General features: G+C 63.1%; 24 protein-coding genes. 13 read left to right on the top strand and 11 right to left on the bottom strand.

Annotated features, from left to right (window positions below):
- Positions 1-116 precede the first annotated feature (116 nt).
- Genes FIV38_RS19720 through FIV38_RS19710 form a run of 3 tightly spaced genes read left to right on the top strand, consistent with a single transcriptional unit; the run spans position 117 to position 2,210 of the window.
- Positions 117-404, top strand: coding sequence for a DUF3649 domain-containing protein (locus FIV38_RS19720; RefSeq protein ID WP_092235596.1), 288 nt, complete (start codon positions 117-119; stop codon positions 402-404).
- On the top strand, positions 401-1,939 hold the full coding sequence (locus FIV38_RS19715) for a PepSY-associated TM helix domain-containing protein (RefSeq protein ID WP_092235593.1): 1,539 nt from the start codon (positions 401-403) through the stop codon (positions 1,937-1,939). The genes FIV38_RS19720 and FIV38_RS19715 overlap by 4 nt, the downstream gene beginning before the upstream one ends.
- A 1-nt stretch (position 1,940) precedes the next feature.
- Positions 1,941-2,210: a DUF3325 domain-containing protein gene (locus tag FIV38_RS19710; RefSeq protein WP_092235590.1), complete on the top strand. Its 270-nt coding sequence runs from the start codon at positions 1,941-1,943 to the stop codon at positions 2,208-2,210.
- Positions 2,211-2,428: 218 nt separating this feature from the next.
- Here the strand turns inward: FIV38_RS19710 and FIV38_RS19705 are convergent, their stop codons facing one another.
- The 8 genes from FIV38_RS19705 to FIV38_RS19670 form a co-directional block, all read right to left on the bottom strand.
- A complete protein-coding gene (locus FIV38_RS19705) occupies positions 2,429-3,496 on the bottom strand; it encodes an NAD(P)-dependent alcohol dehydrogenase (protein WP_092235587.1) in 1,068 nt (355 codons plus the stop codon).
- Positions 3,497-3,692: 196 nt separating this feature from the next.
- Positions 3,693-4,199, bottom strand: a complete 507-nt coding sequence (locus FIV38_RS19700) for a GNAT family N-acetyltransferase (protein WP_092235584.1) — start codon at positions 4,197-4,199, stop codon at positions 3,693-3,695.
- A 59-nt stretch (positions 4,200-4,258) separates the two neighbouring features.
- Positions 4,259-5,269 carry a PLP-dependent cysteine synthase family protein gene (locus tag FIV38_RS19695; protein ID WP_092235582.1) on the bottom strand — a complete coding sequence of 337 codons (1,011 nt, stop codon included), beginning with the start codon at positions 5,267-5,269 and terminating at the stop codon, positions 4,259-4,261.
- A 37-nt stretch (positions 5,270-5,306) separates the two neighbouring features.
- A complete protein-coding gene (gene hisC, locus FIV38_RS19690; RefSeq protein WP_092235579.1) occupies positions 5,307-6,428 on the bottom strand; it encodes a histidinol-phosphate transaminase in 1,122 nt (373 codons plus the stop codon).
- Between the two features lie 14 nt (positions 6,429-6,442).
- Positions 6,443-7,834, bottom strand: coding sequence for an MATE family efflux transporter (locus tag FIV38_RS19685; protein ID WP_070995244.1), 1,392 nt, complete (start codon positions 7,832-7,834; stop codon positions 6,443-6,445).
- Positions 7,822-8,826 carry a hypothetical protein gene (locus tag FIV38_RS19680; RefSeq protein ID WP_201975822.1) on the bottom strand — a complete coding sequence of 335 codons (1,005 nt, stop codon included), beginning with the start codon at positions 8,824-8,826 and terminating at the stop codon, positions 7,822-7,824. Before FIV38_RS19680 ends, FIV38_RS19685 begins: the two co-directional genes overlap by 13 nt.
- Positions 8,827-8,856: 30 nt before the next feature.
- Positions 8,857-10,203, bottom strand: a complete 1,347-nt coding sequence (locus FIV38_RS19675) for an alanine racemase (RefSeq protein WP_029293010.1) — start codon at positions 10,201-10,203, stop codon at positions 8,857-8,859.
- A gap of 4 nt (positions 10,204-10,207) precedes the next feature.
- Positions 10,208-12,367 carry a TonB-dependent siderophore receptor gene (locus FIV38_RS19670; RefSeq protein ID WP_081041736.1) on the bottom strand — a complete coding sequence of 720 codons (2,160 nt, stop codon included), beginning with the start codon at positions 12,365-12,367 and terminating at the stop codon, positions 10,208-10,210.
- 179 nt (positions 12,368-12,546) lie between these two features.
- On the opposite strand from FIV38_RS19670, the gene FIV38_RS19665 reads away from it, so the two are divergent.
- The gene (locus FIV38_RS19665; protein ID WP_092235577.1) at positions 12,547-12,915 is read left to right on the top strand and encodes a cupin domain-containing protein; all 369 of its coding nucleotides are present in this window, start codon (positions 12,547-12,549) and stop codon (positions 12,913-12,915) included.
- Here FIV38_RS19665 and FIV38_RS19660 read toward each other — a convergent pair.
- Positions 12,912-13,475: a helix-turn-helix domain-containing protein gene (locus FIV38_RS19660; RefSeq protein ID WP_029293015.1), complete on the bottom strand. Its 564-nt coding sequence runs from the start codon at positions 13,473-13,475 to the stop codon at positions 12,912-12,914. The two genes, FIV38_RS19665 and FIV38_RS19660, sit on opposite strands and share 4 nt — an antisense overlap.
- 92 nt (positions 13,476-13,567) lie before the next feature.
- Here FIV38_RS19660 and FIV38_RS19655 point away from each other — a divergent pair, with 92 nt between their 5' ends.
- From FIV38_RS19655 to FIV38_RS19625, 7 genes are all read left to right on the top strand, one after another.
- A complete protein-coding gene (locus FIV38_RS19655) occupies positions 13,568-14,491 on the top strand; it encodes a DMT family transporter (RefSeq protein WP_092235574.1) in 924 nt (307 codons plus the stop codon).
- 180 nt (positions 14,492-14,671) lie between these two features.
- Positions 14,672-17,599 carry a monovalent cation/H+ antiporter subunit A gene (locus FIV38_RS19650; protein WP_092235570.1) on the top strand — a complete coding sequence of 976 codons (2,928 nt, stop codon included), beginning with the start codon at positions 14,672-14,674 and terminating at the stop codon, positions 17,597-17,599.
- Positions 17,599-17,943, top strand: coding sequence for a Na+/H+ antiporter subunit C (locus tag FIV38_RS19645; RefSeq protein ID WP_003202835.1), 345 nt, complete (start codon positions 17,599-17,601; stop codon positions 17,941-17,943). The genes FIV38_RS19650 and FIV38_RS19645 overlap by 1 nt, the downstream gene beginning before the upstream one ends.
- Positions 17,940-19,622 carry a monovalent cation/H+ antiporter subunit D gene (locus FIV38_RS19640; RefSeq protein ID WP_029293029.1) on the top strand — a complete coding sequence of 561 codons (1,683 nt, stop codon included), beginning with the start codon at positions 17,940-17,942 and terminating at the stop codon, positions 19,620-19,622. Before FIV38_RS19645 ends, FIV38_RS19640 begins: the two co-directional genes overlap by 4 nt.
- Entirely contained in the window at positions 19,619-20,107 is a 489-nt protein-coding gene (locus tag FIV38_RS19635; RefSeq protein ID WP_070995240.1) for a Na+/H+ antiporter subunit E, read from the top strand. The genes FIV38_RS19640 and FIV38_RS19635 overlap by 4 nt, the downstream gene beginning before the upstream one ends.
- A complete protein-coding gene (locus FIV38_RS19630; RefSeq protein WP_003211751.1) occupies positions 20,104-20,382 on the top strand; it encodes a K+/H+ antiporter subunit F in 279 nt (92 codons plus the stop codon). Before FIV38_RS19635 ends, FIV38_RS19630 begins: the two co-directional genes overlap by 4 nt.
- The gene (locus FIV38_RS19625) at positions 20,379-20,747 is read left to right on the top strand and encodes a Na+/H+ antiporter subunit G (protein WP_029293034.1); all 369 of its coding nucleotides are present in this window, start codon (positions 20,379-20,381) and stop codon (positions 20,745-20,747) included. Before FIV38_RS19630 ends, FIV38_RS19625 begins: the two co-directional genes overlap by 4 nt.
- Positions 20,748-20,885: 138 nt before the next feature.
- Here the strand turns inward: FIV38_RS19625 and FIV38_RS19620 are convergent, their stop codons facing one another.
- Positions 20,886-21,323, bottom strand: coding sequence for a DUF3995 domain-containing protein (locus FIV38_RS19620; protein WP_070995239.1), 438 nt, complete (start codon positions 21,321-21,323; stop codon positions 20,886-20,888).
- A gap of 90 nt (positions 21,324-21,413) precedes the next feature.
- On the opposite strand from FIV38_RS19620, the gene FIV38_RS19615 reads away from it, so the two are divergent.
- The gene (locus tag FIV38_RS19615; RefSeq protein ID WP_070995238.1) at positions 21,414-21,803 is read left to right on the top strand and encodes a DUF2946 family protein; all 390 of its coding nucleotides are present in this window, start codon (positions 21,414-21,416) and stop codon (positions 21,801-21,803) included.
- Positions 21,804-21,898: 95 nt separating this feature from the next.
- Entirely contained in the window at positions 21,899-24,013 is a 2,115-nt protein-coding gene (locus FIV38_RS19610) for a TonB-dependent receptor (RefSeq protein WP_092235567.1), read from the top strand.
- 147 nt (positions 24,014-24,160) lie between these two features.
- Here FIV38_RS19610 and FIV38_RS19605 read toward each other — a convergent pair whose 3' ends face one another.
- Positions 24,161-25,177, bottom strand: a complete 1,017-nt coding sequence (locus tag FIV38_RS19605; RefSeq protein ID WP_092235564.1) for an ABC transporter substrate-binding protein — start codon at positions 25,175-25,177, stop codon at positions 24,161-24,163.
- Between the last annotated feature and the right edge of the window lie 112 nt (positions 25,178-25,289).

Raw genomic sequence — 25,289 nt, 5'->3', positions numbered from 1 at the left:
GCTTGTGTGGGAGCTGGCTTGCCTGCGATGGCATCACCTCAAAACTACCTGATAGACCGAGGCGTCTGCATCGCAGGCAAGCCAGCTCCCACAGGTCTAACGCTGATGAGCCCTCTATGAAAAGCAAATCCCCTGCCTGGCCGACTCTCTCGCGGATTGTCGCCGCGCTGATCGGCGGTTACCTGTTTACCTATGCGTTTACCGCCGCCCTGGCGCGCCTGTTGCCCATGGACAAGGTCGACGCGCTGGTGGTCGCCAGCCTGCCCTCCTTCCTGATCTATACCCTGGCGATTCTCTGGACCTTCGCCTGTCGCAACGCCTGGCGCGCCTGGGCCGGGATGGCCCTGGCGCTGCCATTGGCCGCCATCGGCTTCTGGCCACAATGGCGCGAGGTGCTGGGATGAAACACAAGACCCTGACCCAATCCATGGCCTGGCTGCACACCTGGAGCGGGCTGATTTTTGGCTGGTTGCTGTTTGCGATCTTCCTGACCGGCACCCTGGCGGTGTTCGACAAGGAAATCGACGGCTGGATGCGCCCGGAAATCCCCGCCACCAGCCTGTCGCAAAGCGCCGCCGCGCAACAGGCCCTCGGTTATCTGGCGCGCCAGCATCCCCAGGCGAAGACCTGGAACATCGGCTTGCCTGGCGAGCGTTCCGACACCCTGACGGTATCGGCCGGCGAACAACGCCGTGGCGGCGGCACCGCGCTCGACCCGCGCACCGGCGAGCCCCTGGCCGTGCGCGAAACGGCCGGTGGCGGGTTCTTCTTCCGCTTTCACTTCACCCTCAACCTGCCCCGTGACCTGGGGATCTGGACCGTCGGACTGGCCGCCATGGCGATGCTGGTGGCGCTGATCAGCGGGATTGTGATTCACAAGAAGTTCTTCAAGGACTTCTTCACCTTCCGTCCCGCCAAGGGCCAGCGTTCGTGGCTGGATGCGCATAATGCGACGGCAGTGCTGGTACTGCCCTTTCACCTGATGATCACCTATACCGGGCTGGTGATTTTCTACCTGATCTACATGCCGGCGGCGGTGGATGCACTGTTCGATGGCGATCGCGACAACCTGGGCCGCGCCCTGCGGGGTGCGCCCGCCGAACAGCAGGTGCGCGGCGAACGCCCCACGCGCAGCGAGGCGGCCGAGTTGACCGCGCTTGAGCCCCTGCTGGCCGAGGCCGAGCGAGCCATGGGGCCGGTGTCCAGTCTGTCGATCCACAACCCAGGGCGCAGCAACGCGCGGATCGAGGCGCGCCCGGTGCTGGGCAATCGCATCGAACTGACCAAGGGCCAGAGCATGCTGTTTGACGGGGTCAGCGGTGAAGTCCTGCGCCAACCCGCCGTCAGCCGGCCAAGCCTGCTGACCCAAAAGGTCATGGCCGGCCTGCACTTTGCCCAGTTTGGTGGCTACTCCATGCGCTGGTTGTACTTTGTCTGCGGCCTGGCCAGTTGCGCGATGCTCGCGACCGGGGTGGTGCTGTTTACCGTCAAGCGCCGTCGGCGCCACGATGGCGAAGGGGCTGTGGGCGCCCTGCTCTACCACATCGCCGAACGCCTGAATGTGACGGTGGTGGCCGGGTTGATGGTGGCGTGCGTGGCCTTCCTGTGGGCCAACCGCTTGCTGCCGGTGGAACTGGCCCAGCGCGGTGGCTGGGAGGTGCGGGTGTTTTTCCTGGTGTGGTTGCTGAGCCTGGGCCACGCGATTATCCGCCCCTGGCGCAGTGCCTGGCGCGAACAGTTGGGCCTGGCCGCCGCCCTGTGTATCAGCCTGCCGGCCCTGAGCCTGCTGGGGGAAAGCCTGGGTGATTACCTCTACCTGGAATTGACCAGCGTCGCCCTCGGCCTGCTGCTGGCCTGGCCGTGCTGGAAGCTGTACCAGGCGCCCAAGGAGCGCGCCCCACGGCGCGTGGGCAAGCAACCTGTAGCGCAGGTCAACTGAGATGGCATTGATAGCCGCCTTGTTGCTGGCCTGCGGTGGAATGCTGGGCTTATGCCTAGGCTTGGAACGGCACTACAAACAGCTCTGGCACCGCCTGCCCTCGCCCATGCTGCGGCGTGGCTTGCGGGGGATGGGCTGGGTGCTGCTGGCGGCCAGCTTTGCCGTGAGTGTGCATGTGTGGGGCTGGGCCATGGGGCCAGTGGCGTGGTTTGGCTTGATTTCGCTGGCGGGGCTTAGCGTGGCGTTTCTGTTGCCCTATAGCGCCCGCTGAGTGGCGGCTGGCCGGTTGTGGCTGGGGGCTTGTGGCCAGAGGGCCTGCTGTGGCGAGGGGGCTTGTCCCCCGCTGGGCTGCGCAGCAGCCCCAATAAGCCTCACCCCGGTCTATCAGATAAACCGAGATAGCAGGTTTTGGGGCTGCTGCGCAGCCCAGCGGGGGTGCCCCCTCGCCACGAAAAGCCCTAGCACCACAGCGGGCTTCCTGGAGGGCTGTCAGGCCCCCTGGATCTCGCGCTTGAGGCTGTCCATATCGATCACGAAGCGGTATTTCACATCGCCTTTGAGCATGCGCTCATAGGATTCGTTGATGCCCTGGATATCAATCATCTCAATCTGCGAGACGATGCCGTGCCGGGCGCAGAAGTCCAGCATGTCCTGGGTCTCCTGGATGCCACCGATCAATGAGCCGGCCAGGCTGCGGCGCTTGAAGATCAGGTTGAATACCGTGGGCGATGGGTGCGGGCTGTCCGGTGCGCCCACCAGGGTCATGGTGCCGTCGCGCTTGAGCAGGTTGAGGAACGCGTCCAGGTCATGGGGCGCGGCCACGGTATTGAGGATGAAGTCCAGGCTGTTGGCGACCTTGGCCATTTCGTCCGGGTTTTTCGACACCACCACTTCGTCGGCCCCGAGGCGCAGGCCGTCTTCGCGCTTGTTCGGCGAGGTGGTGAACAACACCACGTGGGCGCCCATGGCATGGGCAATTTTCACCGCCATATGCCCCAGGCCACCGAGGCCGACCACGCCGACCTTCTGCCCAGGCCCGACCTTCCAGTGGTGCAGCGGCGAATAGGTGGTGATACCGGCACACAACAGCGGCGCCACGGCCGCCAGTTGCGCCTCGTCGTGGGAGATGCGCAGGACGAACTTCTCCTTGACCACGATGTTGTCCGAGTAACCGCCAAAGGTGTTCTCGCCACCAAACACCGGACCGTTGTAGGTGCCGGTAAAGCCGCTCTCGCAGTACTGCTCCTCGCCCTCGGCGCAGGATTCGCAGTGCTGGCAGCTGTCGACCATACAACCGACGCCAGCCAGGTCGCCGACCTTGAAGCGGCTGACATTGGCCCCCACCGCTGTCACCCGGCCAACAATTTCATGGCCCGGCACCGACGGATAGAGGGTGTTGTTCCACTCGTTGCGTACCGTGTGCAAGTCGGAGTGGCACACCCCGCAATAGAGGATATCGATCTGTACATCGTCAGCACCGGGGGTACGGCGCTCGAAGGTAAAGGGTTTGAGGGCATCCTTGGCGTCACGGGCGGCGTAGCTGTAAGTCTTGGCCATTGCGGTCACCTGTTTGCATCGACATTGAAGGTCAGTTGACCAGCATAGCCGCCCCACCGTTCAACCGAAGTCAATCGGCGGTAATCCAGACAAACACCTACCCTCTGTGGGAGCGGGCTTGCCCGCGATAGCGGTGGGTCAGTACCGAATGCAGCCACTGCTACACCGCTATCGCGGGCAAGCCCGCTCCCACAGGTCAGTGAACCACCGCCCGGGTTACCAAAAAGCTCAACAACTGCGGTTCGTCATCCAGCTCAATGGCCTGCACCGGGCGCGGCAGGTTGTCCAGCACACTGCGCCAGAACGCCTGGGAGGCTTCGTCCTGGTCGTAGAAACGCACCAGCCAGTCAGCGTCGCCGCTGGTCAATACCTGGGTGGCCAGGGCACGGCCTATGCCCTTGCGTCGGTAGCGTTTGAGGATAAACAGGTCGGCCAGCTCCAGCGCGTTGATCCCCGGCAGCTCGCTGCGCTCGATCAGCAGGAATCCGGCGATGTAGCCGTCCACCAACAGCAGGTTGGCGCTCCACTGCGGCTCTTGCCAGTAGCGCGCCAGGTGTTCTTCATGGATGTAGAAGCGGCCGTCCTGCTCGACATCTTCCTGTTCCCAATCCGAGGATTCATAGGCATAAAACTGGTAGAGGTTGCAGATCAGTTCGGCCTGTTCCGGGCCGGTTTGGATCAGTTCGACAGTGGTGTCACTCATGGCGGGGCTCACGCGGGCGGGGCGCCACAGTAGCGAAGGCCGGCGCCCCAGGCAAGCCGCTAGGCTTGCTGCTTGAGCTGGGGCAGCGCGCCCAACCACTGCTCCAGTTCGCGATGCACCTGGGGCGCCAGCAACTGCCGATCTGCCATCCATTGGTCGTTGAACACCGTATCCAGGTACTTTTCGCCGCCATCGCACACCAGCGCCACGATCACGCTGTGGGCCGGCGCGTGCCGTGCCTCGCGCAGGGCCTGGTAGATAACTCCGCCTGCCGAACCGCCCAGCAGCAGGCCGTAATGCCGGGCCAGGTAGCGCGCGGTCTCAAAGGCCTGGGCATCACTGACGGTAAGACCTTTGTCGATCAGTGCGTAGTCGACCACGGCACCGATTTCTGCGCCTTGTGGGGTGCCGGTGCCGGACTGGTGATACGGCGCACCGGGGCCGCCGAAGATCACCGAGCCGCAGGGTTCGACACCGATCACTTGCAGGCTGTGGGCATGGCGTTTCAAGGCGCGCGCGGTGCCGCACAGCGAGCCACCGGTGCCTACGGCGCCCACCAGGTAGTGGACTTCATCGCCAAGCACCGCGCGCAGTTCCTCGGCCAGTTGCGTGTAGCCGTTGGCATTGGCCGGGTTGTGATGCTGGCGGGTCCAGTAGGCGCCCTGCTCAACGGCGATGCGCTCGGCCGTGGCATCGCGGTCGGCGGTGGCCAGCCCGCCACCGGGGTCGCCGACCCGCACCAGTTGCGCACCAAAGGCTTGCATCGCAAGCAGTTTGTCGGGGCTGGCGTGTTCGTCGACCACCGCAGTGAAGCGGTAACCTCGCTCGGCAGCCAGCAACGCCAGGCCCAACCCGGTGTTGCCCGAGGTCGACTCGACAATCCGCCCACCCGGCTTGAGCTGCCCCGAGGCCTGCGCCTCGTCGAGCATCTGCCGGGCCATGCGGATCTTGGCGGTGCCGGTGGGGTTGAATTGCTCCAATTTGAGCAGCACGCAGCTGCCGTTTTCGGTGACGCACAATTTGAGCAGCGGCGTATCGCCGATCAGCTCGGACAGGCAAGTGTTGATCATGGCAACCTCTGGGCAGTATGAAAAACCGGCGCGGCGCTTATCCGGCCAGGGCCGTGACGGCGCGTTGCAGGCTGGCGAGAAACGCCTGGTTTTCGTGGGCCAGGCCCAAGGACACGCGGATGAAACCGCTGTACCCAGGCTCACGCCAGGCCTTGACGATGATCCCGTCCTTGAGCAGTTCGTCGACCACTTCCAGGGCGTTGCAGGCGGTATCGATAAACAGGAAATTGGCCTGGGACGGCGCCACGCGAAACCCCGCAGCCTGCAACCCTTCAGTCAGGCGTCGGCGCTCGCTGGCGACAAACTCGCGGCTGCGCTTCACATGGTGCGGGTCGAGCCAGGCGGCCTTGGCCACCTCTTGGGCCGCTTGATTGACGTTGTACGGCGTGCGCACCCGGTGCAGCGCATCGATGAGGCTGGGGTGCGAAGCGATGCCATAACCGATCCGCAGCCCCGCCAACCCATACGCCTTGGAGAACGTGCGCAGGATGATCCACGGCCGCGACTGTGCACCGAGGATCGCCAGGGCATCGGCGCCGTCCTCGACGAACTCGAAGTACGCCTCATCGATCACCAGCAAGGTGTCGGGATGGGCGGCGGCGATCAGGGCCGTCAGCTCGGCACTGGACAGCGCCGTGCCCACCGGATTGCAGGGGGTGCTGAGCATCAACAGCTTGGCCGGTTGCTTGAGCGCCGTGTTCCAGGCGTGCAGGTTGACGCTGAAGTCCGGGTTGAGCGGCACCTTGTCCACCGTCGCGCCCATCATCAGCGGCAGGCTTTCATGCAGGCTGAAACAGGGTTGCTGGGTGACTACCCGATCCTGGGGATCAAGCAGCGCCAGGCACAACAGCTCGAGGATGTTTTCTGAGCCATTGCCGAGGATCAGCCTGGCGGGATCCACATCCAAATGCCCGCCGATCAGTTGCCGCAGCGCACGGCCTGTGGGGTCGGGGTAGCGCGCAAGCCCTGCCCCGCCCTGTTGCGCAAGCATTGCCGCGGCTGCCGGCGACATGCCCAGCGGGTTTTCGCAGTTGGACAGTTTGGTCACCGTGGGCGTACCCAACTGACGTGGATCGGCGCCCGGATCATACAGGGGCAAGCGCCGCACACTGGGCCGCACCAGCGCCTCAATGCGCTGTGCGGGGTTGTCTTGATGCATGGAACACCTCCTTGTTATGACAGTGCGATGGCGCCCGCGCGGTCCAGCGCCTTGAGTTGCCGTTCAAACGAGACGATCAGCAGCAACGCCGTGGCCGCCAGGCCAATCGCCAAACCGGCCCATACGCCAAAGATCCCGTAAGGGCTGACAATGCCCAGCAACCAGGCAGCGGGCAGGCCCACCAGCCAGTAGCCGAACAGTGAAATCCGCAGCGGCCCCGCCGTATCGCCAATGCCGCGCAGGATGCCGTTGCCGATGTTCTGGCTGGCGTCGAACACCTGCAGGACGATGGCGATCAACAAACCGGTGGTCGCCAGGCGCACGGCATCCAGGTTGTTGGCGTGTTCGGTGCTGATAAACAGGCCTATCACCTGTTCGGGCAGCAGCGCGTAGGGAATCGCAAACAACAGCATCACCAGCACCCCGAGGCCCAGCCCCAGGCGCCCCAGTTGCCGGGCGCGCTGATACTGCCCGGTGCCGCAGGCCTCGCTGATATGGATGGAAGCGGCATGGGAGATCCCCGCCGAGAACATGAACACGATGTAGATGATCTGGTTGAGCACCGTCTGCGCCGCCAGCGCTTCCATGCCCAGGGTGCCGATCAGCAAGGTCAGCACGCTGAAGAACCCAGCCTCGCTGGCGTAGGTCCCGGCAATCGGCAGGCCGAGCTTCCACACCGCCTTGAGCGCGTCCGGCGAAAAGCGCAAGTGCGCAAGCGTGAAGTAACCGGCCAGGCGCCGATGGGTCAGTACTACCGCGAGGAACATCAGGAACGACAGCAAGAACACCACCGCGCTGGTAATCGCCACCCCCGCCAGCCCATAGGCCGGCAGGCCCAGTTTGCCGAACACCAGTACGTAGTTCAGGGCCGCCGTGAGAACGATCGACACCAAGGTGATCGCCAGCAACGGGCCGGGGAATTTGAGGCCGACCGTGAAGTGGCGCAGCGCCTGGAACCACAGGCACGGCAACAGGCCAGGGGCAATAATCAATAGGAAGTCCATGGCACCGGCCACTACGCTGGCGTCCTGGCCGAGCCATGTCAGTGGTTGGCGCAACGCCAACAATACGCCCATAAACACCAGGCCACTGACGGTGGCCCAGAACAGGCCCGCCACCAGCAGCGCACGCACTTGAGCCTCATCGCCCCTTGCGTTGGCTTGCGCCACCAGATTGCTGACGCCCGTGACCAGCCCGGTGCCGGTGGTGCGCAACTGGTTGAACAGTGCGAGCGCCAGGCCACCGGCGGCCAACTCCTTGGCGCCCAGGGTGCCGAGCACCACGATATCGATGGTGGTCAGGGCCACATACGCCAGGTTGGTCAGGATCAGCGGCAGTGCCAGCAACAGCAGCGCCCGGCTGTCGGCGCGCCAGGCGCCGGGTTGTGCGGCATTCAGGCCGACCATAGCTGGACCCTCTGCCCACGGTTCTGCGCCAGCGCGCGATCGGCCATCAAGCGGCCGAGGGCGACATCGGTCACCACCATGCCGCTGTTGTAGGCAAACACCACATCATCGGGATGGCGCCGTGCGGGCGCCCGGCCCAGAAGGATATCCGGCAGTTCGGCGTCCACCTCAGGCAGGCTGCCATCGGCGGCCGCCAGGTCGGCGCTGGTGACCTGCATTTGCGCGGTATCGGTGGCGATGCGGTAGTCGGCGCCGTGCAGCACGTCGGCATCGATGCCATAGCCCACCAGCACCGCCACGGCGCCAGGCTTGAGCCAGGCACGCTGTACTTGCTGGCGCGCCGAAAGCCCGGCCACGCCGAGGATGATATCGGCCTCGCCCGCCGCAGCCTGCAGGTCATCGACCACGATCACATCGCGCAGCGGGTAGTGTTTGTGCAGGTTTTCGCGCACCGCACGCAAGCCCTCGGCGTAGTGCCCGTAGACATACAAGCGCTCCAGGTCAGGCATGGCCGCCAGCAACATCGGCAAGGCGATCTGGCCTTGCACACCGGTACCCACCACCAGCGCCGTGCGAGCATCCGGGCACGCAGCCCTGGCCATCAGTGCCGAGGTCGCCGAGGTGCGCAGCGGGCCGAGCTTGACCACGTCCATCAGGGCAATCGGGTGGCCGGTGCGGTCATCACACAGGAAGATAAACGAGTGGAACTGATAGGCATCGCGGGTGCGTTGCGGATCGTGTTCGTACACCACCTTGAAGCCCACCGTGTGGCTGGCACCATCGCGGCCGACCATCGAGTAGCTGATGGAGTGGCGGTCAGCCGGCTCGACAATGGTCTTGAGCGGGTTCTGCGAATCGCCGCTGCGCAAGGCCTTGTACGCCTGCTCGACCACCTGCAGGACTTCGCGGTAACTCACGCCCAGGTCTTCGAGCGCGGCCTGGGGGAGCACCCATAGATCGGCGGGGGCCGCGGCTTTTTTCAAACTGTTCACTCAAGACTCCTTGTGGAAGGGTTTGCACGCTCAAGCCAGGCTGTCCAGCTTCCAGCGCAGGTGTCGGTTACGCAGCTCCAGCACCACTTTGTGTGGCAACGGGGCTTCGTGAAAGGGCGACTCGTTGGAGTCCATCTGATAGCCGGCGGTATTGAGGTAGATAAGCAAGTCACCCGCCTGGATCGGGTAATCGAAGGCGACCTTGCGCCAGGTCAGCATGTCTGACTCCAGGCAGGTGGCCCCGCCGATGCAGGCGACAAAGGGCGACCGCGCCCGCGGTGTGGCCGGCAGCAACAGTGGGTCGGGCAAAAATTCGCTGTTGAACCACTGCTCGGAGAGGTTGAAGCTGCTGCCCTGCACAGTGACCAGCGCATAGCCGTCGCTGGCGCTGCGGTCCTTGACACCCTGCACGCGGAACACGCTGATGCCGGCCTGGTCGAGCAAGGCGCGGCCGGGTTCGATGAGCAGCCGCACGCCGTATTCGATGACTTTTTGCGCCAGGCTCAGGCCGGGGCTGACGGGTGTGGCGAGGATGTCGTCGAGGGCCTCGGCGCCGGCGCGCGGCGCACCATAGGGGTAGAAACCGGCGAAGCCCTTGTCGCTGTGATAGCGCTCGGCGCAGTCCTCGGCCATAAAGGCCTGCCATTGCGCCGGGTCGACATAGCGCACGGCAAAACCACCGCCCAGGTTGACGGTGCGGCAATTGTCCAACTCACTGGCCAGGCACAGGTCGACCAAATGGCTGGCGACTTGCGCACGCTGTTCGGTGTCGTAGCCGCCCAGGTGAAAAGAAAAGCCTTGCAGGTCCAGGTTCGCGGCATGTTGGCGGCAGAACATCAAGGCCTGGTCGCACTCCCGCGCATTGAGGCCGAAACGGCTGTGGGGCTGGTTGCTGGGGCAATAACGCAGCAACAGATGCGCCCGTTGCCGCAGGGATTGGGCCAGTTGTTGGATACGCAGCAGTTCCTCCAGCGAGTCCACCGCCAACAGGCATTGATGGCTCAGGCTCAGCCCCAGCAATTGATCGCTCTTGCGCGGTCCGGACACGCCGATATCACTGCCGGCGACCCCGCCCGCCAGGGCCTTTTGCAGCTCACCGACGCTGGCTACATCCACGCCAATCGCACACTGGGCGCAGGCCTGGATAAAGCAGTTGGCCTTATTGGCCTTCTTCGCGAACAACAGGCTGCCGCGCGTCTGGGCCTGGGTAAAGCTGTGCTGGAAGGCTTCGACATTGGCGTGGAATACCTGCGGGCACAGCAGATGCAGCGGCGAGCCGAGACCGTCAACCAGCTCGGTCAACGTGCCCGGATGCTGCTCAAGCAAGCGCTCGACCCACAGGTGGCGCAGGCCGGGCAATGAGCTGGAATAAGTCATGGTTCTAGAACTCGAACTTGGCCGAGAGGAATACTTCGCGCTCACGCCCTACATCCAGCCCGCCTTGATAGTAGGCACTGGCGTAGTAGTACTTGTTGGTCAGGTTCTTGCCGTGCAGGCGGTAGGTCACGGGGGTATCCGCCAGTTTCGAGCGGTAGCTGACACCGGCGTCGAGCAAGGTATAGCTGGGGATGTAGCCGCTGTTCTGCGCATCCACCGGGCGGCTGCCGACATAGCTGACGGTGCTGTCCAACGATAGGCCGGGCACGGCGGCCACCCTATACAGGGCACCGACCGCGCCTTTCCACTTGGGCACGCTTTCGGTGCGCTTGCCTTCTACCGTGACGTCATCGACATCTTCCATGCGCGTGGACAGGTAAGCCGCATTGGCGGTGAGGGTCAGGGCATCGGTGACGCGGTTGGACAGGGTCAACTCGGCGCCACGGTGATGGTATTCGCCGTTGCTGACATAGGTGTTGCTGGTGTTCAGGTAACTGGCCCGGCGCCGGATATCGAACACCGCTAGGCCCAGGTTCAGGCGCTCATTGAGGTCCAGCTTCAGGCCTACCTCGTACTGCTTGGACTCGATGGCATCGGTGGGCTGGTTGGCGTTGCTCGCGTTGTAGGGTGCGTAGTCACCCTTTTCAAAGCCTTTGGAGTAGCTGACGTACGTCATCAGGCTGTCCCACGGCCGGTAGATCAGCGCGGCGCTGGGCACGAACACGTTATGGCTTTGCGAGGGCGCGATGGCCGACAGCTCATCGGCGCGGTACCAGATATAACGCCCGCCGAGCATCACCTGGAATTGTTCGGTGAGGGAAATCAGGTCGCTGGCAAAGACCGAGGTTTCCTTGATGGAGGACACAAAGTCGGTGGGCCGCTCCGGGCCGAAATGCCACTTGGGCGGGTTGACCGGGTGCAGGATGTTGCCTACCGAGACGTCGCCGATGCCAATGCCCGCAGTGCCGCTGTCCACCGAATCCCAGAACGGGCTGACATCCTTGAACTGTTTGTAGCCGGTGCCAAAGAACACGTCGTGGTAGATGTTGCCGGTGGCGAACTTGCCGGCCAGGTAAGACTGCAGCGACCAGGTGCTGAACACTTCACCACGGGACACGTAAAAGTCGGCCGAGCCAATGTCCCCGTTGGGCTTGATCCCGAACAGATCGTTGTAGCCGCCATGGCGCTCGACCCGAGAGTAGTTGCCCTGGGTCACGGAGGTCCAGTTGTCATCCAGTTCGTACTCGAACTTGGCGTCAAGGTTGGCGCCCTCGGTCTGGTGACGGAACCAGGACCCGGTCAGCAGATCCCGGCGATTGACCTTGGGCGGCAGTACATAGCTGGAGGGGTCCAGCGGGTTGGCCCGGCCACTCTGGTCGGCACGCAGCAACGGGTCGGAGACCGTGGACTTGCGTGACCAGTCGGCGTTCAGTTGCAACAGCGCACGGTCGCTCAAGCGAAAATCGGTGGCCAGGCCGATAAACTTGCGCTCCATGTCGCGGGCGTGATCGAAGTCACCGTTTTTTTCGTAGCCGGCATTCAGGCGATAGCCAAAGGCGCCGTCGTTGAATGAGTCGCTGGTATCAATCGCCACGTAGCGGCCGAGCAATGACGAGCCCTGTACGCTGACATTGAGCAGCGGCTCCAGGGTCGGGCGCTTGAGGATGTAGTTGATGGTGCCGCCCGGCGAGTTGAAGCCGTAGAGGAAACCCGACGGGCCCTTGAGCACATCGATGCGCTCGACGTTTTCCAGGGGCACATCGTGGTGCGGGGCCAGGGTCAGGCCGTCGCGGCGGATGGTGTTGAAGTTATCCATGGCAAAGCCGCGCAGGCGGAAGTTGTCAAAGCCGCTGCCGCCAGACGAGCTGAGCACCGAAGGGTCGAGGCTCAGCACATCCACGGCGGTGCGCGCGGAGCTGTCGGCGATGGTCTTGCTGGAATAGCTCTGGATGGCCAGGGGGATTTCCATGGCGTCCTTGGCGCCGAAACCACCGGCATTGACCTCCAGCGCCTTGTTCAGCGGCGCGCTGACTTGGGTGGCTTCAAGTTCGGTGACTGACTCTTCGCGTTCCTGCGCCGCTACGGGCACGCCGGGAAGCGAGGACAGCACGCCCGCCACCAACAATGTTGAAAACCGCGGAGCTATCCCGTGCAACTGGTTCATCTGCAATCCCTTGAGCCGAAAATAAACAAGCCGACCTCAGGCTTGGCGGCACATGAGAATCGTTATTGATAGATACAATATAACGTTTCTATTGAGCTGACAATCGCACGATCATTCAATACCGGTTTTCGCGTTGCACTTAAGGTCAGGCCTTTCCCGAATCAACGGAGATGACTGCCATGCCCGCCTACACCGCCATCAACTTTGCGCACAAATACAGCCTGTTCAGCGAGCAATGGACGCCCAAGGTCGTCGCACAGATGAACGACTACCAATTCAAGGTGGTAAAGATCGAGGGGGATTTTGTCTGGCACAGCCACGCGGATACCGATGAGACGTTTATCGTCCTCGATGGCGTGCTGCGTATTGATTTTCGCGATGGCGCGGTACAGATCGGCACCGGCGAGATGTTCGTGGTGCCCAAGGGCGTGGAACACAAGCCGTATGCCGAGGGCGAGGTGAATTTACTGCTGGTCGAGCCCTGTGGGGTGTTGAATACCGGCGATCAGGGCGGCGAGCGGACCATGCTCAATGATGTGTGGGTCTAGATCACCACATTGCGGATAAACCGCACCGCCACAGGCCCCTCATTGCGATAGGCATGGGGCTGGTGGCTGGGAAACATGAAGAACTCACCGGCGGCGATGATGGTTTCGACGTCGTCCACCACCAGGGTCAGGCTGCCTTCGAACACGAACAACTGTTCGCTCCAACCCTCCAGGTCGGGATCCGGGCAATAGCGGTCGCCCGGTTCCAGGCGCCACTCCCACAACTCGACTTCGCGCCGGGCGGTGGCCTTGGCCAGTAATACGGCCTTGCTGCCCTCGATTTCGCCGGCCCAGGCCAGTTCGTTGATGCGGCTGTGGTCACGGGCGTCGGGCGCCTGGATCAGGTCGCTGAAGGCCACGTCCAGGGCTTCGGCCACGCGGTCGAGGGTGGACAGGCTGACGTTCTTTTCGCCCGCCTCGATGGCCACCAACATGCGCCGGCTGACCCCGGATTTTTCCGCCAGGGCGGTCTGGCTCAGTTCGGCGGCGTGACGCAGGCGACGAACGTTCTGGCTGACGTGCTGCAGAACCGAAGCCCGTTGCGAATTTTCTTTGTGCACTATATTGCTCACTCGGTGGGTTTGCGCAGTATACTGCCCAGCTGCGGCGCATTGTGCGTTCCGCGCCCTTCCTGTGCAAGACCAGAGCCGCCATGACCACCTCGACCGCCTCCCCGCTGTTTTCCCGCTTCAGCAAAGCCGAATGCGTGCTCGTGCTGATCACCATGATCTGGGGCGGCACCTTTATCCTCGTGCAACACGCCATGACCGTCAGCGGGCCGATGTTCTTCGTCGGCCTGCGTTTTGCCGCGGCGGCGCTGGTGGTCGGCCTGTTTTCCCTGCGCAACCTGCGTGGCCTGACGCGATTCGAGCTCAAGGCCGGCGCGTTCATCGGTACGGCGATCATGTTTGGTTATGGCCTGCAAACCATTGGCCTGCAGACCATCCTCAGCAGCCAGTCGGCGTTTATCACCGCGCTCTACGTGCCGTTTGTGCCACTGCTGCAATGGCTGGTGCTGGGACGCCGTCCGGGGTTGATGCCAAGTATTGGCATTATGCTGGCCTTCGCCGGTTTGATGCTGCTGACGGGGCCGGCCGGCGCATCGCTGAATTTCAGCCCCGGCGAAATCGCCACCCTGATCGGCGCCATTGCGATTGCCGCCGAAATCATCCTGATCAGCGCCTATGCCGGCCAGGTAGATGTGCGCCGGGTGACGGTGGTGCAACTGGCCACTGCGTCGCTTCTTTCATTCCTGCTGGTAGTACCGACGGGCGAGGCATTGCCGGACTTTTCATGGGTACTGCTGTTCAGCGCGGTGGGCCTGGGCCTGACCAGTGCGGTGATTCAACTGGCGATGAACTGGGCGCAGAAAAGCGTCTCGCCGACCCGCGCCACTCTGATCTATGCCGGTGAACCGGTATGGGCCGGGGTGATCGGGCGGATCGCCGGTGAGCGCTTCCCGCCAATTGCAATGTTCGGGGCGGTGTTGATTGTGGCGGCGGTGATTGTCAGCGAGATGAAAACCCGGCAACAGAAATCCAATGGTAGGAGCGAGCTTGCTCGCGAAGAGCGTTAACGATGACGCGGGTAACCTGATGGCCCGCAGCGCTCTCAGGTTTTTCGCGAGCAAGCTCGTTCCTACAGGGACAGATGGGCGTTTTCGGTCCATCTTGTAGGATCCTGCCACAGGTTGCCGTTTGGTAATCCGGTTTCCGGCACGTATGATGCATCCCAAACCACCGCAGATTAGAAGCCTATGTCCCTGATAGTTCTACTGCTTCTGCCTTTCATCGGCAGTTGTCTGGCGGCCTTGCTGCCGCACAACGCACGTAACACTGAATCCCTGCTGGCCGGCCTTGTGGCCCTGGTCGGTACTGTACAAGTCGCCCTGCTCTACCCCCAGATCGCCGACGGTGGCGTGATCCGCGAAGAGTTCTCCTGGCTGCCCAGCCTGGGCATGAACTTCGTGTTGCGCATGGATGGCTTTGCCTGGCTGTTCTCGATGCTGGTATTGGGTATCGGCAGCCTGGTGTCTTTGTACGCCCGTTATTACATGTCGCCGGATGACCCGGTGCCGCGTTTCTTCGCGTTTTTCCTGGCGTTCATGGGCGCGATGCTCGGGTTGGTGATCTCCGGCAACCTGATCCAGATCGTGTTTTTCTGGGAACTGACCAGCCTGTTCTCGTTCCTGTTGATCGGCTATTGGCACCACCGTTCCGATGCCCGCCGTGGCGCCTACATGGCGCTGATGGTGACCGGTGCGGGGGGGTTGTGCCTGCTCGCGGGGGTGATGCTGCTCGGCCATGTCGTCGGCAGTTACGACCTGGACCAGGTGCTCGCCGCCGGTGACCAGATCCGTGCCCACTCCCTCTACCCCATTCTGCTGGCGCTGATCCTGATCGGCGCCCTGAGCAAAAGCGCGCAATTCCCCTTCCACTTCTGGCTCCCCCACGCCATGGCCGCACCGACTCCCGTGTCGGCCTACCTGCACTCGGCCACGATGGTGAAGGCCGGCGTGTTCCTGCTGGCCCGCCTGTGGCCTTCGTTGTCGGGCAGCGAAGAGTGGTTCTGGATAGTCGGTGGCGCCGGCGCCCTGACCCTGTTGCTCGGCGCGTATTGCGCGATGTTCCAGAACGACCTCAAGGGCCTGCTGGCCTACTCCACCATCAGCCACCTGGGCCTGATCACCCTGCTGCTGGGCCTCAACAGCCCGCTGGCCGCCGTCGCGGCAGTGTTCCATATCCTCAACCACGCCACACTCAAGGCCTCGCTGTTCATGGCTGCGGGCATCATTGACCACGAAAGCGGTACCCGTGATATCCGCAAGCTCAGCGGCCTGGTACGCCTGATCCCGTTTACCGCGACCCTGGCCATGGTCGCCAGCGCCTCCATGGCCGGGGTGCCATTGCTCAATGGCTTCCTGTCCAAGGAAATGTTCTTCGCAGAAACCGTGTTTATCTCCTCCACCCAATGGGTGGAAATCGCCCTGCCGGTGATCGCAACCATCGCCGGTACCTTCAGCGTGGCCTATGCCCTGCGCTTCACCGTGGATGTGTTCTTCGGCCCGGCCGCCACCGACCTGCCACACACGCCCCATGAACCGCCGCGCTGGATGCGTGCCCCGGTGGAACTGCTGGTGTTCACCTGCCTGCTGGTGGGGATCTTCCCGGCCCAGGTGGTGGGCTCGATCCTCGCCGCTGCCGCCCTGCCGGTGGTCGGCGGCGTATTGCCCGAGTACAGCCTGGCGATCTGGCACGGCTGGAACGCACCGATGATCATGAGCCTGGTGGCCATGACCGGTGGCGTGGTCCTGTACCTGCTGCTGCGCAAGCAACTCAAGCGCGGGCGCTTCAAGTACCCGCCGATCATCAGCTACTTCAATGGCAAGCGCATGTTCGAACGCTGCCTGGTGGTGATGATGCGCGGCGTACGCAAGATCGAGAAACGCATCAGCACCAAGCGCCTGCAGACCCAGTTGTTCCTGCTGGTGCTGGTGGCGGTGATCGCCGGGATGATCCCCATGCTGGGCAACAGCCTGAGCTGGGGCGACCGGCCGAAAATCCCGGGTTCCATCGTGTTCGTCACCCTGTGGCTGCTGGCGATTGCCTGCGCCCTGGGCGCCGCCTGGCAAGCCAAGTATCACCGGCTGGCGGCCCTGACCATGGTCAGCGTCTGCGGCCTGATGACCTGCGTGACCTTTGTGTGGTTCTCCGCGCCAGACCTGGCGTTGACGCAACTGGTGGTCGAGGTGGTAACCACGGTCCTGATCCTGCTGGGCCTGCGTTGGTTGCCACGACGGATCGAAGAGGTCTCGCCACTCCCCAGTTCGTTGCGCAAGGCACGCATTCGCCGGCTGCGCGACTTGCTGCTGTCCACGGTGGTCGGTGGCGGCATGGCGCTGTTGTCCTATGCGATGCTGACCCGCCAGACCCCCAACGACATTTCCTCGTTCTACCTCAGCCGCGCCCTGCCTGAAGGCGGCGGCAGCAATGTGGTGAATGTGATGCTCGTCGACTTCCGGGGCTTCGATACCCTGGGCGAAATCACCGTGCTGGGCGCCGTGGCCTTGACGGTGTATGCGCTGCTACGCCGCTTCCGTCCGCCCAAGGAAAGCGAGCAACTACCCGCGCAACAGCGCCTGCTGGCACCGGATGTGGACACCGACCTGGTCAACCCGCGCCAGGCCAGCGACACCGCCCTGGGCTTCATGATGGTGCCAGCGGTGCTGGTGCGCCTGCTGCTGCCGATTGCCCTGGTGGTGTCGTTCTACCTGTTTATGCGCGGCCACAACCAGCCGGGTGGCGGGTTTGTCGCCGGCCTGGTGATGTCGGTGGCGTTTATCCTGCAATACATGGTCGCCGGTACCCAGTGGGTCGAGGCCCAGATGAACCTGCGGCCGATGCGCTGGATGGGGTTCGGACTGCTGTCGGCAACCTTGACCGGGCTTGGCGCGCTGTTCTTCGGCTATCCGTTCCTCACCACCAGCACCCTGCACCTGAGCCTGCCGGTACTGGGCGATATTCATATCGCCAGTGCGCTGTTCTTCGACGTCGGCGTGTACGCCATGGTGGTTGGCTCGACCCTGCTGATGCTCACCGCCCTCGGTCACCAATCGGTGCGGGCCCATAAACCCGGCAACCAGGCGAAAGCCGCCGCCACACCCGCACAAGGAGCTGCCGCCTGATGGAAGAAGTCATCGCAATTGCCATTGGGGTCCTGGCGGCCTCCGGCGTCTGGCTGGTGCTGCGGCCACGGACGTTCCAGGTGGTGATGGGCCTGTGCCTGTTGTCGTATGGGGTGAACCTGTTCATCTTCAGCATGGGCAGCCTGTTTATCGGCAAGGAGCCGATCATCAAGGACGGCGTGCCTCAGGACCTGCTCCATTACACCGATCCCCTGCCCCAGGCCCTGGTGCTGACGGCGATCGTGATCAGCTTCGCCATGACGGCGCTGTTCCTGGTGGTGCTGCTGGCCTCCCGGGGCCTGACCGGCACTGACCATGTGGACGGCCGGGAGCCCAAGGAATGAGCTGGATGAACCAACTGATCATCGCGCCGATCCTGCTGCCGTTGCTGACTGCCGCGTTGATGATGATGCTGGGCGAGAAACACCGCCCGCTCAAGGCCAAGATCAACCTGCTGTCGAGCATGACCGGCCTGGGCATCGCGATGCTGATGCTGTATTGGACGCAAAAAGGCGGCCCGGCCTCCATCGGCGTGTACCTGCCAGGCAATTGGCAGGTGCCATTCGGCATCGTGCTGGTGGTGGATCAGCTGTCGGCCCTGATGCTGGTGCTCACCGGGATCATTGGCGTCAGCGCCCTGCTGTTCGCCATGGCGCGATGGGACCGCGCCGGCACCAGTTTCCATGCGCTGTTCCAGATCCAGTTGATGGGCCTCTACGGCGCCTTCCTCACCGCAGATCTGTTCAACCTGTTCGTGTTCTTCGAGGTGCTGCTGGCCGCGTCCTACGGCCTGATGCTCCACGGCTCGGGCCGGGCGCGGGTGTCGTCGGGGCTGCATTACATCTCGATCAACCTGCTGGCTTCGTCGCTGTTTCTGATTGGCGCGGCACTGATCTACGGGGTCACCGGCACCCTGAACTTTGCTGACCTGGCGCTGAAGATCCCGCTGGTGCCGGAAGCCGATCGCGGCCTGCTGCATGCCGGCGCGGCGATCCTCGCCACCGCCTTCCTGGCCAAGGCCGGCATGTGGCCACTGAACTTCTGGCTGGCACCGGCCTACTCCTCGGCCAGCGCCCCGGTGGCGGCGATGTTTGCGATCATGACCAAGGTCGGCGTGTACACCGTGTTGCGCCTGTGGACCCTGCTGTTTTCCGGGCAGGCCGGCGCCTCGGCACTGTTTGGCGGTGACTGGCTGGTGTACGGCGGCATGGCTACCATCCTCTGCGCGGCCCTGGCCATGCTCGCCGCCCAGCGCCTGGAGCGCATGGCCAGCCTGAGCATCCTCGTGTCAGCCGGGATCCTGCTATCGGCAGTGGGCTTTGCCCAGCCCAGCCTGACCGCCGGTGCGCTGTTTTACCTGGTCAGCTCGACCCTGGCCTTGAGCGCGCTGTTCTTGCTCGCCGAACTGATCGAACGCTCGCGCTCGGCCAATGAACTGCCCCTGGACGATGAAATCGAAGTGTTGCCACGGCCGGTGGAGTCCCTGCACCCGCCCAAGGGCACCAACCTCGATGATGAGCAAAAGGCCGTGGTCGGCCAAGTCATCCCCTGGACCATGGCTTTCCTCGGCCTGAGCTTTATAGCTTGCGCCCTGCTGATCATCGGCATGCCGCCGCTGTCGGGGTTCATCGGCAAGCTCAGCCTGCTCAGTGCCCTGATCAACCCGCTGGGCCTGGGCCATGCGGTGAGTGAGCCGATCCGCCCGGCAGCCTGGGGCCTGGTGGCGCTGTTGATCTTCTCGGGCCTGGCCTCATTGATCGCCTTTGCGCGCCTGGGCATCCAGCGCTTCTGGACCCCGGAAGAGCGGCCGTCGCCGCTGCTGCGCCGCTTTGAGTGCGTGCCGATTTTCATCTTGCTGGGCCTGGCGATCGGCCTGACCTTCAAGGCAGAAATGCTCATGCGCTTTACCCAGGACACCGCCACCAGCCTCAATAACCCCGAGCACTACGTGATGGCCGTCATGGCCACCCGCCCGGTGCCCGGCCCGCAAGCCCAGGCCGCCGCCGTGGAGGTGCAGCCATGAAACGCCTGTTCCCTGCCCCGTGGCTGTCATTGGCATTGTGGATACTGTGGCTGGTATTGAACCTGTCGATCAGCCCCGGCCACCTGCTGCTGGGGGCGATCCTGGGCGTTCTCGCACCGCTGATGATGGCGCCGCTGCGCCCGTTGCCGATCCGGATTCGCCGGCCTTGGGTAATCATTCGCCTGTTTTTCCTGGTGGGTCGCGACGTGATCGTCTCCAACCTGCTGGTGGCCTGGGGCGTGCTGACCTGCGGCTCACGCCCGCCGCGCTCGCGCTTCGTCAAGATCCCCCTGGACCTGCGCGACGCCAACGGCCTGGCGGCGCTGTCGATGATTACCACCGTGGTCCCCGGCACCATCTGGTCGGAACTGGCCCTGGACCGCAGCATCCTGCTGCTGCACGTGTTCGACCTGGATGACGACGCGCAATTTATCGAGCACTTCAAGCAGGCCTACGAACGGCCCCTGATGGAGATCTTCGAATGAGTGCCCTGCTCTCCAATGCGATCCTGTTCAGCCTGTTCCTGTTTTCCCTGGCCATGGTCCTGACCCTGGTGCGGCTGTTCAAGGGCCCCTCGGCCCAGGACCGGGTTTTGGCCCTGGACTACCTGTATATCCTGGCCATGCTGATGATGCTGGTGCTGGGCATTCGCTATGCCAGTGATACCTACTTCGAAGCGGCGCTGCTGATTGCGCTGTTCGGCTTTGTCGGCTCGTTTGCCTTGGCCAAATTCCTGCTGCGTGGTGAGGTGATCGAATGATCAATGTCAGTGAACTGCCACTGTGGGTGGAGATCCTCGTGGCGATCCTGCTGCTGCTCAGCAGCCTGTTTGCGCTGATTGGCGCGATCGGGCTGTTGCGGATGAAGGATTTTTTCCAGCGCATGCACCCACCGGCGCTGGCTTCGACCCTTGGCGCCTGGTGCGTGGCCCTGGCGTCGATTATCTATTTTTCGACCCTCAAGTCCGGGCCGGTGCTGCACGGCTGGCTGATTCCGATCCTGCTGGCGATCACGGTGCCGGTGACCACCCTGTTGCTGGCGCGCACGTCGCTGTTTCGCAAGCGCATGGCGGGGGAAAATGTACCGGCCGAGGTCAGCAGCCGCAGGACTGACAGCGGTAGCTGATCCCTGTGGAATATACGCGGTAAAAAAATGTGGGAGCGGGCTTGCTCGCGAAGGCGGTGGGTCAGTCAAATATTTACCAACTGATCCACCGCCTTCGCGAGCAAGCCCGCTCCCACATTTGGCCCTGCATACCGTCAGTCAGGTCCAGGCGACGACCAACAGCCCCGTCCCCAACACCAGGCACAGCGGCGAGTAGAAAAACGTATCCAGCCGGGCAAACCGCGACCCACCGACCTTCTTGAAAAAGCCCACCAGCTCCGAATCACCAATTGCCCGTGCAAACATGATCAGGGCAATCGCGCTGATCCCCCACTGCAAAGCCTGATGCCCCACCGGCTGGAAAAACAGCCCCGCCCGCAGGCACACCAGCAATGCAATCAGCACCAGCCCCACCGCTACCAGGAAGGTGCCCAACGCCGACGGTTTGAACGCCGGGCGCGGCCCACTGGCGAACTCGCCGGGCAGTTGCGGGATCGCCGCCGTACTGCCTAGCTTGCCACCCGCGGCCCAGTACACATGGACCATACTGATAAATGCAAATACCCCGACGACCCACCTCGCAATAACAAAGCTCATGGCTGGATACCCCTTAAAAAGTCCGAAAGAGGATAGTCCTTTTCAGATTTTTTGCAGGCATTTAGTCGTCTGGTGATAAAGTGCCGCCCCATGAAACTCGCCCGTGCCGACCGCTCGTTGATTGCCTGGATGCTCTATGGCTGCGTCCTGTTCAACGTGTTCGCCTGCAGTATTGGTCATGGGCAAATGGTCGGCATGCAGCTCAACGGCATTGGCGGCCAGTTCTGTACCGTAGACCCTCGCACCCAGGCGCCAGCCCCCGTAAACACGGGCGATGAGTCCCTGCCCACACTGTCCAAGGCCTTCGGTTGCCCGCTGTGTTCCACCGGCGGCATGGGCCCGGCACTCAACTCCAGCCTTAACGTTGCGGTGCTGCCTCAACCCCACGCACCACCACCGGCGGTGGTGCTCACCGCTGACATTCCCGCCCGTTTCACCTGGCCTGCGGCTAATCCGCGCGCCCCGCCCGCCTACGCCTGATCCCTGCGCTTTTTGATCCGCACACGTTGCTGTTTCCCCAGGGAAGCGCGCAAGGCTGTGCGCTGCTTGCAAGCCATGCTTTTCAGGATTTATCGATGAAACATTTACCACTATTGGCGGGCCTGTTCGGCTGCCTGCCTTTTTGCGCCTGGGCCCTTGAGTTGGCGCCCACCACCATTGACGGTGCCGCCGCCAACGAGCCGGGCCTGGCCCTGGACCAATCCAGCGGCATGGCCTCGCGCCTGGGCCTGAGCGTGCGGGAAACCCCGGCCTCGATCAGCATCGCTGACCGCAACGATATCGAGCGCCGTGGCGCCAAGACCTTCCAGGATGCGGCCAACACCTTGCCCGGGGTCAACGCCAGTGCGCCGCCGGGGTTTGGCGGGTTTATCTCCTATCGGGGATTTACCAGCAGCCAGATCACCCAGATGTTCAATGGCATCAACGTCGCCGGTGGCCTGGCACGCCCCGTGGATGCATGGATTTATGACCGCGTCGAACTGGTGGGCGGCCCTTCCTCACTGATCAACGGCGCCGGCTCCGTGGGCGGCTCGCTGAACTACGTGACCAAGCTCGCCACCCGCGAAGAACAGGCCGTCGAAGGCCAGCTCAACTACGGCAGCTACGACACCACCGGCATCGCCCTGGGCCTGAACCACGCCCTGACCGCGCCCGGCGCCGAGGTCCAGCACTACGCGCGCCTGGACGTCAGCCGCAACACCAACCACACGCATATCGACCGCCAGCAACGCGATGCCTGGAGCGTGGCCTTCTCCTTGCTCAGTGACTTGACGCCCAACCTGTCCCACACCTTGGCCCTGGAGTATCAGGATGAACACGAGGACAGCCCCTACTGGGGCACCCCGGTGCTCAACCCCAAGGCCGGCGAGCTGAAGATCGACAAGCACAACCGTTTCAACAACTACAACGTCGCCGATGGCCGCTACGAGCAACGCACGATCTGGGCCCGCTCGATCATCGACTACCGAATCAACGACAGCACCACCCTGCGCAACACCCTCTATCACCTCGACAGCCAGCGCGACTACCGCAACCTGGAGACCTACCAGTACAGCCCGGACAACAGCGTGGTGAACCGTTCGACGGCCTATCAGGTACGCCATCAGGGCGAGCAGGACGGCAACCAGTTCGAGCTGCGCCATGACAGTAGCGTGTTCGGCCTGGCCACCACCTGGTCGGGCGGTTTCGAATACAAGGTCAACAGCACCACCGCCAGCCCGCTGAATGTGCCCGGCAAGAACGCAGTGGACCCGAACCACTACGATCCTGGGCATTTCTACGACCTCCCTGGCACCAAACCAGGCTTTATCAAGGACAAGACCACCGAAGTGACGACCAAGGCGCTGTTCATCGAGAACCGCCTGAGCCTGACCGACCAGCTGTCGCTGCTGACCGGCCTGCGTTATGACGCCATCGACCTGGACGTGACCAGCCATCGCGACAATCAGCCTAACGTCAAACGCCGTTGGGAGCCGGTCACCGGGCGCGTGGGCCTGACCTACCAGTTCATCCCTGCGGCCAATGTCTATGTGCAATACAGCACCGCTGCCGAACAGCCCACCAGCACCACCCAGGTGTTTGATGTCTCCACTGGCAAGCAATGGGAAGTGGGCAGCAAGTTCGATTACCTCGACGGGCGCGGCTCAGCCACCGTTGCCGCCTACCACATCGAACGCAAGGACTTTGCGGTGACCGACCCACAAGACCCCACCCGCAGCCTTGCGGTGGGCGCGCAGTCGTCCAAGGGCATCGAGTTGGCCAGTTCGTTGCGCATCACTCCCAAGCTGTTGGCAGAGGGCAACTTCGCCTGGGTCGACGCGCAATACGATGACTTCAACGAGAAAATCGCCAGCGGTGCGGTGGTGTCGCGCAAGGGCAATACCCCGACCAACGTGCCGAAACGGGTGGGCAACCTGTGGCTGACCTATGACATCACCCCGGCCTGGCAAGGTGGCGTGGACGCGCGGTACGTGGCGCAGGTGTACGCCGACAATGCCAACACCCTGACCGTGCCGGCATACACCCTGTTCGGCACGTTCCTGACCTACAAGGTCGATCAACACACCTCGGTGACAGGCCGGGTGCGCAACCTGACCAATGAGGTGTATGCGCAGTTTGCCCATGTGTCGCCAGCGTATTACCTGGGATCGCCGCGCACCTTCGAGTTGGCGGTGCAGACCAGGTTCTAGAGCTGGAATGCAGTTAAACCTGTGGGAGCGGGCTTGCTCGCGAATGCGGTGGGTCAGTCTATACATCTGGTGACTGACACTGCGCATTCGCGAGCAAGCCCGCTCCCACACAAGCCCGCTCCCACATTTGGACCTTCATATCAAAGGTTATTTGAGGCTGGCTTCGACCTTGGCGGCCACGTGCTCTGTCAGCCAGGCCTTCCATACCTGCGGATGTTCCTTGAGAAACGCCTGCGCCACTTCACGGGGTGGGGTGTGTTTTTCGCTCATTTTCGCCAGGGCCTGGTTGAGCGGTTCAATCGGGAAATCGACCTTCTCAAAGAATTGCGCAATCTGCGGATACTGCTGCTGGAACGGCGTAGACACGCCAATGCTCAGCTTGGACGCCAACGAGCGCGTTGGCTTGGGGTTGGGGTTGTCAGCGTCGGTCAGGGTCTTCCAGGCCTCGGCGTCGAACGGTGGCTCCTCCAGCTGGATCAGCTTGTAGCGCCCCATCAGTGGCGTCGGCGACCAGTAATAGAACAGGATCGGCTTGCCACGGCGGATCGACGAGGCGATCTCGGCATCCAGCGCCGCGCCAGAACCGCTGCGAAAGTTGACGTAGCTCTCGTCCAGGCCGTAAGCCTTGAGCTTCTGCTTATTGACCACTTCCGAGGTCCAGCCGATAGGGCTGTTGAGAAAGCGCCCCTTGCCCGGGGCTTCCGGGTCCTTGAACACGTCTTTGTAGCGCACCAGGTCGGTCACGCTGCGCAACTCAGGCGCCGACGCAGCGATGCCCTTGGCCGGGTCGCCCTTGACCACGTATTCAGGCACCCACCAGCCTTCGGTCGCGCCCTTGACGATATCGCCCAGGCCGACCACCTTGCCTTCAGATTCCGCCTTGACCCAAACCGGGCTGCGTCCCGCCCATTCCTCGCCGATCACCTGGATATCATTTTTGGCCAGGGCGGTTTCCAGGGTGATGGTGGTGCCAGGCAGCGTATCGGTGGGCAGGTCATAGCCCTTTTCGACGATAAACCGCAGAACTTCAGTGATCAGGCTGCCACTTTCCCAATTCAGGTCGGCAAAGTGAATGGGCGCCTGGGCAGCCGTTACCGGTGCGGCCGCCATCGACAGGCCCAGGGTGGTAAGGGACGCTGCCAACAGCGCTCGAATTGCTTTCATGCCTTTGAACCTCGCGTTTACACAGCCATGGCGGATGGCTTTGCTTTCACACCGCCAAAGCCCTGAACAATTAAGTCCACAGAACTGTAGTAGAGGTTCAAAGGGTTGCAGG

The organism is Pseudomonas proteolytica (assembly GCF_007858275.1).
GTDB classification, from domain to species: domain Bacteria; phylum Pseudomonadota; class Gammaproteobacteria; order Pseudomonadales; family Pseudomonadaceae; genus Aquipseudomonas; species Aquipseudomonas proteolytica.
The sequence above is the reverse complement of the archived record's forward strand: the minus strand, read 5'-3'. Positions and strand labels throughout refer to the sequence as shown.